Origin of the sequence: Pseudoalteromonas sp. MelDa3 (assembly GCF_002863625.1) — a bacterium.
Classification (GTDB): domain Bacteria; phylum Pseudomonadota; class Gammaproteobacteria; order Enterobacterales; family Alteromonadaceae; genus Pseudoalteromonas; species Pseudoalteromonas arctica.
Genome location: NZ_PJBR01000241.1, coordinates 1 through 10,052, shown reverse-complemented (window position 1 = coordinate 10,052; position 10,052 = coordinate 1). Strand labels below are relative to the sequence as shown.

Annotated in this window: 9 protein-coding genes and 3 tRNA genes; 8 read left to right on the top strand and 4 right to left on the bottom strand. The window is 39.5% G+C overall.

The window, feature by feature from the left end:
• Nucleotides 1-212 precede the first annotated feature (212 nt).
• The 3 genes from CXF89_RS20225 to uvrD form a co-directional block, all read right to left on the bottom strand.
• The gene (locus CXF89_RS20225) at nt 213-1,061 is read right to left on the bottom strand and encodes a chemotaxis protein (protein WP_121955591.1); all 849 of its coding nucleotides are present in this window, start codon (nt 1,059-1,061) and stop codon (nt 213-215) included.
• Nucleotides 1,062-1,163: 102 nt separating this feature from the next.
• The gene (locus CXF89_RS20220; protein WP_121955590.1) at nt 1,164-3,233 is read right to left on the bottom strand and encodes a tRNA(Met) cytidine acetyltransferase TmcA domain-containing protein; all 2,070 of its coding nucleotides are present in this window, start codon (nt 3,231-3,233) and stop codon (nt 1,164-1,166) included.
• Nucleotides 3,211-5,376: a DNA helicase II gene (uvrD, locus tag CXF89_RS20215; RefSeq protein ID WP_007586555.1), complete on the bottom strand. Its 2,166-nt coding sequence runs from the start codon at nt 5,374-5,376 to the stop codon at nt 3,211-3,213. Before uvrD ends, CXF89_RS20220 begins: the two co-directional genes overlap by 23 nt.
• 303 nt (nt 5,377-5,679) lie before the next feature.
• On the opposite strand from uvrD, the gene CXF89_RS20210 reads away from it, so the two are divergent.
• The 3 genes from CXF89_RS20210 (at nt 5,680) to CXF89_RS20200 (ending at nt 7,118) form a co-directional block, all read left to right on the top strand.
• The gene (locus tag CXF89_RS20210) at nt 5,680-5,904 is read left to right on the top strand and encodes a hypothetical protein (RefSeq protein ID WP_002963009.1); all 225 of its coding nucleotides are present in this window, start codon (nt 5,680-5,682) and stop codon (nt 5,902-5,904) included.
• 116 nt (nt 5,905-6,020) lie between these two features.
• Entirely contained in the window at nt 6,021-6,389 is a 369-nt protein-coding gene (locus CXF89_RS20205) for a YacL family protein (protein WP_024592461.1), read from the top strand.
• Between the two features lie 105 nt (nt 6,390-6,494).
• Nucleotides 6,495-7,118 (top strand): dUTP diphosphatase, encoded by a 624-nt coding sequence (locus CXF89_RS20200; protein ID WP_121955589.1) that lies wholly within the window; start codon nt 6,495-6,497, stop codon nt 7,116-7,118.
• Between the two features lie 15 nt (nt 7,119-7,133).
• Here the strand turns inward: CXF89_RS20200 and yrfG are convergent, their stop codons facing one another.
• On the bottom strand, nt 7,134-7,781 hold the full coding sequence (yrfG, locus tag CXF89_RS20195; protein ID WP_121955588.1) for a GMP/IMP nucleotidase: 648 nt from the start codon (nt 7,779-7,781) through the stop codon (nt 7,134-7,136).
• A gap of 61 nt (nt 7,782-7,842) precedes the next feature.
• Here yrfG and nudE point away from each other — a divergent pair, with 61 nt between their 5' ends.
• The 5 genes from nudE to CXF89_RS20170 all read left to right on the top strand — a co-directional run bounded on the left by nudE (nt 7,843) and on the right by CXF89_RS20170 (nt 9,719).
• Complete coding sequence (gene nudE / locus CXF89_RS20190; RefSeq protein WP_007586548.1) at nt 7,843-8,415, top strand: ADP compounds hydrolase NudE; 573 nt, start codon at nt 7,843-7,845, stop codon at nt 8,413-8,415.
• On the top strand, nt 8,408-9,211 hold the full coding sequence (gene cysQ / locus CXF89_RS20185) for a 3'(2'),5'-bisphosphate nucleotidase CysQ (RefSeq protein WP_121955587.1): 804 nt from the start codon (nt 8,408-8,410) through the stop codon (nt 9,209-9,211). The genes nudE and cysQ overlap by 8 nt, the downstream gene beginning before the upstream one ends.
• A 136-nt stretch (nt 9,212-9,347) precedes the next feature.
• A tRNA-Met gene (locus tag CXF89_RS20180) sits at nt 9,348-9,424 on the top strand.
• Between the two features lie 79 nt (nt 9,425-9,503).
• A tRNA-Met gene (locus tag CXF89_RS20175) sits at nt 9,504-9,580 on the top strand.
• 62 nt (nt 9,581-9,642) lie between these two features.
• A tRNA-Met gene (locus tag CXF89_RS20170) sits at nt 9,643-9,719 on the top strand.
• Nucleotides 9,720-10,052 lie beyond the last annotated feature (333 nt).

Genomic DNA, 10,052 nt, shown 5'->3' with positions numbered 1-10,052 from the left:
AGCATTTGCTATGTGAAAGTAGGACATTACCAGGCTTCAAATTGTAGAAAGCCCTAATCTAACGATTCGGGCTTTTTTACGTCTGCAAAAAAGTGAAATATGAGTAACTAACATTACGCACTCGATTTCTCTCCAATTTATCTAAATGTACAAGTCGAGCTGAATAGCTCATTACTTCAGTACTAAAGTTTATAACCAAATCTAAAGGCTATTTAAAATAGTCCGTAAGCTTGAGTTTCTTCACTTTCAGATTCTTCTAGTTGTGTTGGTTTAAATATTACGCTTGGATCAATTAATACACTGTGCTTTTGTGAAAGCTTGATTAATCCTCGCATCATATTTTTAGTTTGTGGGTCTAGATCAAAACCAACCTCAGTGAGCTTATCTAGTGGTTTAATGTCTTCTTTTTTATAGTCGATATTATCTTCGACTTTATCTACCAATAACCCTACGTGTGGGTTTAAGCCGTCTTTAGTGGTAAAAACAATAATAGGTTTATAGTCTAAGGTTATTTGCTCTTTAGCTGATTCGAATAAACGCTCTAGCTGAATTAGGTTACTACGCTTAATTTTTTCGAGCAGAGCTGATACTTGTTTATAATCGCTTTGATTATGAGCTGATATAGCTTCTTTTACCGTTTCTAGCAATGATTGGAAAGGTTCGTTAAGTCGAGACATTGTTAGTTTTAAGTCTTCATTATCGGTGTTGAACTCTTTGTAAAACAGAACAAAATCTTGTAGTTCTGAATCATTGCTTGAAATAGAGGCCGAGCTATTTAGCAAGTTACTTTGAAGGGTATTGAACCAGTTTAATAGTTTTTCTTGCCATGTTCTTAGTTGTTTTAGTACATGCGCATTACTTTGTTCGGTTGAGATATTATTTAAAATAATACCTAAATCAAACACAGGCGTTGGTATATCCATATAATCTTTAACACCAATAAAGCTTTTATTATTGTTGGGTAAAGTTGTTAGATTATTGTCAAATCGCTCTGTTAATAAAATATCGAGTATTTTAAGTGAAATTGTTTTGCAGCCCACTTTAAAGTTTATTAATTCCATGCCTTTATCTTAATTCACCTGTTAATCCTTTAAGGATAGAACAAATTAAATAAATAGCTTAAAGATGGATAAGATTTAATAGAGATAGGTAACTAGGAGTTATTAGATGGCACTAGTGAGGTTTTTTACGGCACGTTTAAATTGATTCTCAAGCTGCTTTTTTCCTAATAAACCTAAGTGTTGAATCACTTTTTCATTACATTCATTTTGCAGCACTAACTTTATTAAAAGTTGTTTATCAGACTCTGTTAATTGAGACATACAAGAAGGAGACTGATTCACTACCTGCCAGAGAGTCGCAGAGATATTAAATTGAGTGAAGTTACTGTTTACGAGCAAGGCTAATCGTTCGCGAGTCTCGGGGCTTACTAACTCATCGCTAAATCCTTCAATTAAAATACTTACAAGTTGCCAATCTAGTGTTTTAAAATGTGTCAAAAGAGCATAAAAAAAGTCGTTTTTAAACTGCTTTTTCAAAGGTTGGATAATTGCACTTTTATTGCTTAAGCATTTAACCACAAGCGCTGAATGTTCAGCTGTGCTTTTATCGCGTTGATAACCCAGTTTTACGGTATCAAACCCTTGTTTTTGCCAAAAGTTAAGTAGCTGCGCTGTTGCGCCAAAGCTTGCACCAAACCAACTACATTGGCTTTTTACTTGCGACTCGCAATAGCTAAGTAGCTTTTTACCAAAACCCATATTGTGAGAACTCGGATCAATCGCTATTCGTACAACGCGAGCGCTCAACTGTGTTAAGTAGTCATTATCAAAGCTAAGTTGTGAGAGGGTTTGAGCCATTAAATGACCCTGTGGGCGGCGCTCTCCGCTTATAACCTGTAGAGCAATTTCTTCATTTAAACCACCTTCTATTGCGATTAAACATACACCAACTAATTGATTGTTAATTTTGCTGATGAATATTCGTTGCGATGGTGCGTCTAGTAGTTGGCGTAAATCGTTTACACTACTTTGATAGTGAGCCAATGCAAGCAGGGCAATAACTTGTTGCAGTAAAGGCTCATTGTTTACAAGGGATTGCTGAGTTATTTCGCTATGAACTGGCTGCTCTAATTGCTCACTATTTAACTCTTTATATTGTGCATCGAGTGCAAGCAAGGTGCGAATGTGCTTCTCGAGGGGATCGTGTTTGGCAAAACGCAGTGGCTCATCAAGCGTTACAACTTTAGAGGCTTTATAGTGCGCTTTTATATAGTTACTAAAGCGAATGGTGTAACCCCTACCATTGCCCTCATACCCAACCAGTGTACTTGCAAATACTATACGAGGGTAATGAGCTAGCATTTTTAGCAATAACGGAACAGGGATCGCGGCAGCTTCATCAATGAGTAATAAATCGCACTCAGGTAATGCATTTAATAACGCGTCAGGTGCAACGTAGTGCAAGTTGGCGAGCTGTTTATGTTCAGCGTTGTATTGAAGGCTTAGCTCGTTGGCTAAATGTTTAAAGCTACTATGGGTCGCTTTAAACTGAGTGCTGCAAATAATTACTTTTTTATCAGTCAATTTTGCGGCAGCTAAGCCAAGTGCTGCCGACTTGCCTCTACCTCTATCAGCATTAATGAGTAAAGGTCTGTTGGCACGGCCATTAGCTACTTTTACTATTTGTTCAACGCAGTTTTGCTGTGGTAGATAATCAATTTTATTATCCGTAACAGAGCTGACGAGATTACTAATACAGCCATTTTGTTCACTAAAATGAAAAGCGGGTAACCGCTTAATAATAGCCGCGAAACGATTATTAAATAAACTGTAGTCAATACTCTGACCGTGTGATTGCACTGTACTTAATGAGGGGTCTTGCCAAAAGGCTAAATCATTTAATTCGGGCAGTAATAAAAACAGTATACCGCCTGCTTTAACGGTGCCGGTAAGTGCTGCAAGTTTATCAGGGTGCAAACCACTAAAACCATTATAAACAGCATGAGCAAATTCTTGCCCTAAAATTTGGTGAGTGCGAGTAGGCCAGTACGAATTTTTAATCGCGCACTGCTTTGATACAACAAGTGTATTGTTTTCATCTATTAATGAGTTAAGTAATTCATAACACCAAGCAGGGCTGCCGGTAATCAACACTAGCTGACGATGATACGCGCCAGCTAGTTGTTGTTCTAACTCATTTAGGTGAGATTTATACAGCTTGTAATCGTGCATAGGCCGTTACTAACCATTTACTGCCAAGGTCGTCAAAGTTAACTTGTACGCGAGATTGCGCGCCACTGCCTTCGTAATTAAGTACGGTACCAACACCAAACTTAGCATGCAAAACTCGTTGCCCTAAGTTAAAACCACTGTCTTCAAATGCGGCATGGCTAACTGATGCGCTAAAACGCCCGGCGGCAGGTGGACGAGAAACCTGTGTTTTAATACGGATTTCTTCTACGCAGTCCTCAGGTATTTCGCGTAAAAAGCGTGATGGGCTATGGTATTTTTCTTGCCCGTATAAGCGGCGACTCTCAGCATGGCTAATGTATAACTTATCCATTGCTCGTGTCATGCCTACATAACAAAGGCGGCGCTCTTCTTCCAAACGACCAGACTCTTCGTTACTTTGCTGAGAAGGGAACATGCCTTCTTCTACGCCCACCATAAACACTAACGGAAACTCTAAGCCTTTAGCTGAGTGAAGTGTCATCATTTGAACGGCATCTTCGTGCTCTTCTGCTTGTCCTTCACCTGACTCAAGTGATGTATGTGCTAAAAAGCCTTGTAAAGGCGAGCTGTATTCTTCGTCTTCAGGAAGTTCGTACTGGTCACATGCGCTAATTAGCTCTTCTAAGTTTTCTACGCGAGCACGGCCTTTTTCACCTTTTTCAGCTTGGTACATTGCCATCAAACCTGATGTTTGAATTGTGTACTTGGCTTGCTCATGCAAAGTTAGATCGCTAATTTTATCTTCTATTTGTTCAACAAGTTCTACAAACTTACTTACTGCACCAGAAGCACGACCAGATAAGTGCTGTTGTTCTACAATTGCTTTTGCGGCATACCAAAGCGGTAACGATTCTGCTCGAGCACAATCTCGTATATGGCTCAATGTTTTATCGCCAATACCGCGTGCTGGCGTATTAATTACACGCTCAAACGCGGCATCGTCTTGACGATTACCCACTAGGCGTAAGTACGACAACGCATCTTTAATTTCTTGTCGTTCGAAGAATCGCATACCACCATAAATACGGTATTTTAAGCCTTCTTGCAGCATGGCCTCCTCGAGTACACGAGATTGCGCGTTACTACGGTATAAAATTGCGGCATCTTGTAGGGCATTACCTGCATTTAACCAGCTTCGTAGTTTGCTACTTACAAAGCGTGCTTCGTCTAACTCATTAAATGCCGCATAAATAGAAATTGGCTCGCCATCGTTACCGTCGGTCCACAAGCTTTTACCCATACGTTCTGAGTTATTTTGAATTAATGCGTTAGACGCTTTCAAAATAGTCGCGGTTGAACGGTAGTTTTGTTCAAGACGAATGGTTTCTGCGCTAAAGTCAGTTAAAAAACGTTTAATGTTTTCGATTTTAGCACCACGCCAACCATAAATGCTTTGGTCATCGTCGCCTACAATCATAATGCTGTTAGTATCGCCAGCAAGTAATTTTAACCAAGCATATTGAATGGTATTTGTATCTTGGAACTCGTCTACGAGCATATGTGCAAAGCGTTGCTGATAATGACGCAGTAACGTAGGGTTATTTTTTAACACTTCGTAGCTGCGTAGTAATATTTCAGCAAAATCAACTAGGCCTGCTCTATCACAGGCCTCTTGGTAGGCGGCGTAAACACGCAGCATCATTTGCTCATTAATATCGTATGCTTGGATATCTTTAGGGCGAAGTGCTTCATCTTTTTTGGCGCTTATGTACCAGCCAAATTGCTTAGCGGGCCATTTTTTATCATCAATATTCATCGATTTTAATAAGCGCTTGATCATTCTAAGCTGATCGTCAGAGTCTAAAATTTGAAAGGCTTCTGGTAAATTAGCTTCACGGTGATGAGCACGTAAAATACGATGCGATAAACCATGGAAAGTACCAATCCACATACCACCTACAGGCGCTTTCAGTGTTTCTTCAACGCGGCCACGCATTTCTTTAGCGGCTTTATTAGTAAAGGTAACTGCAAAAATACTGTAAGCGGAGGCTTGCTCAACTTGCATAAGCCACGCAATACGATGAACTAACACTCGTGTTTTACCAGACCCAGCACCTGCTAATACCAGCATGTTTTGTAGTGGGGCTGCAACGGCATCGCGTTGTTTGTCATTTAAGCCATCGAGTAATTGTGAAACGTCCATCGTTACGCCTTTTTAATCAATATTGTGGGCAGTATAACAGGTGTTTTTGTTAGGCTAAATAAAATACTGTTTTTATAAACAGCTATTTATAAAATAGTGTTCAAAACGAGTAACTTGCTAATTAATTGAGCGAATAAAAAAGTGAAAACACATAACAAAAATTGCTAATTTGACCTAAAGTTAGCAAAATTTACTAACTCTCTAAATCTAGACTAATTTAACTATTTGATTTGTAAGCTTTAATAAATTGGCATAAAGTGTGTAAGTAAATAATTATAAAATCAAATAAATACAGAGGTTAGTATGGCAGATCAAGGTTCTGGCGGTAACGTAATCGCAGCATTATGTAATATATTTTTTCCTGGTTTAGGGCAGTTAGTGCAAGGGCGTATTTTAGCGGCTATATTTTTTGCACTCGCTATTATAATAAGTTACGCACTAATTTATGTGCTTGTAGGCTTTGTACTTGTGCCTATTATTTACTTATGGTCGATTATTGACGCAGCGCGTTATAGATCGCGAAGTTAACGGTTTTCAAGTTGAGTAAAATAGCGCCCATGTGGCGCTATTTTACTTTATATGTCCTGTGGTTTACGGGCGTTTACGTATATAATTACGCAATTAAAGATTTACAGGCAAACCCTATGGAATATCAATTTATTCGCGACCCTATTAGTGGGCTACGTATTAAAATAAGCAGTGAACACGCTATTATTGGTCGCTGGCTAAACGAAGAAATAGGCAAAGACAAAGTAGCCATGGTGCAAGCGCTTATTGCATCGGTGAGTTCAAGCTATGAGCCGCTAACGCTAAAAGGCCAAGAAATAGATTTAATATTAACGAAAGACGAAGCATTATTTGAAGCCCATGCGCTTCATCAAGACAGCGAAGACCTAATAGCGTATCAAGATGACGATTTAGCGCTTGAAGAAAATGGCTTAAGTAGTGGTTGTGGCTTTGAAGATTTCATTGATTTAATTGATTCATGGCATGAGTTTACGACGTCACGATAAACATAACTAGCACACTAATAAAAATATACAGCAATGCACAATCAGCATTTTATCTGTATTATTACACCAACGAACATTACGCCAATCAAAACGACAGGAACTGATATGTCTGCCAATTTAAACAAGCTAGTAGTGATGCTAGAAATGCAAAACGCCATGAATACTAAAGTACATGAGCAATGGTTTACTCAAGGGTTTGAATGGTACCGCGCTATTTGGGTTGAGTGTGCTGAAATGTTGGATCATCATGGTTGGAAATGGTGGAAAAAACAAACACCAGATACTGAACAAGTTATTTTAGAGTTGGTTGATATTTTTCATTTTGGTCTATCGCTTAGAATTGACGGCGAAACTAGCTATAAAGACTTAGCAAAGCAACTTGAAACTGAGCTTAGTAATGCTCAACAAGCTGATGACTTTAAACAAACACTAGAGATATTAGCGGCTTCTGCAGTTGCAGATAAAACGTTTAATGCAGGTGCCTTTGCCGGCTGTATGGCGCAAATGGGTATGGATATTGATGATTTATATCGCGGCTACGTAGGTAAAAACACGTTAAACTTTTTCCGCCAAGATCACGGTTACAAAGATGGTAGCTATATTAAAGAATGGAATGGGCAAGAAGATAACGAGCATTTAGTTGAAGTAGTTAAAAGCCTTGATACAGAACATGCAGATTTTGCAAAGTTAGTATATCAAGGGCTAGAAGCGCGTTACCCAAAAATTTAAGTCACGTAAGTTGAGTTAGATAATCTTACGATAGTCGGTAACACTTAGGTAATCGGCTATTTCGTTATGTGGTTGTTGGCTATCTGGGTTAGCAACTGCAAGTAAGTGCTCAATGCCGTATTCTCGTGCGGCATTCAAAACCGGCACACTGTCATCTACAAACAAAGTGCGCTGCTTATTAAATCCTAAGTCTTTTTGTACTTGGTGCCACAAACTTTGTTGCTCTTTACTTACTCCATATTCATGAGTCGACACTACGCCATCTAGGTAGTTATCAATCGCTGTATGCTCAAATTTAAGCATGACACTCTCAGGGTGGGCGTTGGTAAGTAAAATTAACTCTTTGCCTGCTTTTTTAAGCTCAGTTAAAAAATGAGGTACGTCTTCGCGCATTTTAATTAAATGCTGAGACTCTCGTTTAAGCTCCATTATAGGCAAGCTTAATTGCTGCTCCCAATAATCTAAACAATACCACTGTATTTGACCGCTCACAGCTTGATAGCGTTTTAAAATATCTGCTTTAGCTGCATCTAGGCTAATGCCCCTTGCTAATGCGTGTTGTTGAGGAATAACGTTAAGCCAAAAATGACTGTCGTAATGTAAATCGAGTAATGTTCCATCCATGTCGAGCAAAACGGTATCGATTTTTGACCAATTTAACATAGGAATTTCAACTTATAAGGTTTATTATTGAACTAACTGCCATGATAGCAAATTAACGCCAATGACACAGAAAAAGCACCCAACACCACCACAAATCCTCAGTAACAATGTTGTCGCTAAAAGCCGCCTGTTTACTGTGGAGTCTTTAGAGCTAAAGTTTTCTAATAACGAAGAGCGCCAGTATGAGCGAATTCGCGGCGGTGGCCGGGGAGCAGTGATGATTGTTCCGTTAAGTGCAGACAACGAATTACTACTTGTACGTGAATACTGTGCGGGCACAAACGATTACCAGTTAGGTTTTCCTAAAGGCTTAATCGATCCGGGCGAAACGCCAGAGCAAGCTGCTAACAGAGAGCTTAAAGAAGAAATTGGCTTTGGTGCTGAGTATTTTAAACCATTAAGAACAGTAACAATGGCGCCGAGTTACTTTAATGCCACTATGCATATTTTATTTGCTAAGCAATTATACCCACAAACCCTTATTGGCGACGAACCAGAGCCGCTTGTTGTTGTTAAGTGGCCATTAACTCAGTGGCAGTCATTATTAGACCAAGAAGATTTTACCGAAGCACGCAGTGTTGCAGCTTTGCTATTATTAGATAAGTATTTAGCGTCTGGAGCTGCCGATGAATAAATTAATCGAACCGTGTATTGAATTAGCTGAGCGTGCTGGCGATGCAATTATGGCCATTTATAAAAAAGGTGATATTGGCCAACAAGAGAAATCAGATAATACGCCTGTTACCAAAGCTGACTTAGCAGCAAATGACGTACTGGTTGCTGGATTAAAAGTCTTAGCGCCCGATATCCCAATTATGTCGGAAGAAACACCTATACCTGCACTCGCCGACAGACAGGACTGGCAGCGTTATTGGTTACTCGATCCGATGGATGGTACAGGCGAATTTATTTTAGAAAGTGGCGACTTTGCAGTAAACATTGCATTGATTGAAAATAATCATCCTGTGCTTGGAGTTATTCATTGGCCTGCAAAAGGTGTGACTTATTTTGCTACAGCTAAAAATGGTGCCTTTAAACGTGAAAACTCAATTGATAAGCAAATATCTGTAGCGCCGCCAGAGAACTTGACGCTTGCAGTGAGCCGCCGCCAAAAAATAGAAGCGGTGAGTCAGTATTTAAATAGTCAGTTTACAACTATTGCTATTGGTTCGTGCTCATTAAAAGCTTGTACTGTTGCAGAAGGCAAAGCAGATTGTTTTTTAAGAATTGGTCCAACGGGAGAGTGGGATACAGGCGCTTCACAAGTTATTGTTGAAGAAGCCGGTGGTTGTATTACCGATGCAGAATTTAACCCGCTAACGTACAACCAACGCGAGAGTACTGAGAACCCTGACTTTATAGTGATGGGACATCCAGACTGGGAATGGCAAAAAATGATTAATCCGCATCAAAGGTTGAGCGTAGAATAGCAATTTGATTGCTTTTTGTTCGGTTGAACAACTTTAATTAGTTTAGGCCTTGCATTAAATGTTTATTCCTATATAGTAGCGCTCTCTTCAAGGCAGGCTCGTAAATATTACGAAAATGTTTTAAAGAAATTACAGGCGCGGGATGGAGCAGTCTGGTAGCTCGTCGGGCTCATAACCCGAAGGTCGTCGGTTCAAATCCGGCTCCCGCAACCAATTTTTTATAAGATTTGGTTACTGTAAACTCTAGCTTAAGAGATAAAATAAAGTAGTCGATAGACTTAAAATATACAGGCGCGGGATGGAGCAGTCTGGTAGCTCGTCGGGCTCATAACCCGAAGGTCGTCGGTTCAAATCCGGCTCCCGCAACCAATTCTTTAATTGGAAGCCAAGTTGTAATGTAAGCAACTTTAAACAAGTCTACAAATTTCAGGCGCGGGATGGAGCAGTCTGGTAGCTCGTCGGGCTCATAACCCGAAGGTCGTCGGTTCAAATCCGGCTCCCGCAACCACTGAAATTAAATACCTAAAAAGTTAAAACAAAATAGCACTCTTTATCGAGTGATTTTTTGCGTCTGCAGTTTAATAAATTCTTATAATTATAAAACTCACCGTTACTGCGCAAAACACTTTGCACAAGTAAGCGAAGGTCGTCGGTTCGCTTTTTACAAACTCAAGCTCCCGCAACCACTGAAATTAAATATCTAAAAATTCAAAACAAAATAGCACTCTTTATCGAGTGATTTTTTGCGTCTGCAGTTTAATGAATTCCTATAATTATAAAACTCACCGTTACTACGCAAAATACTCTGCATAAGTACTGTCTGTTCGACACATCTCTTGTT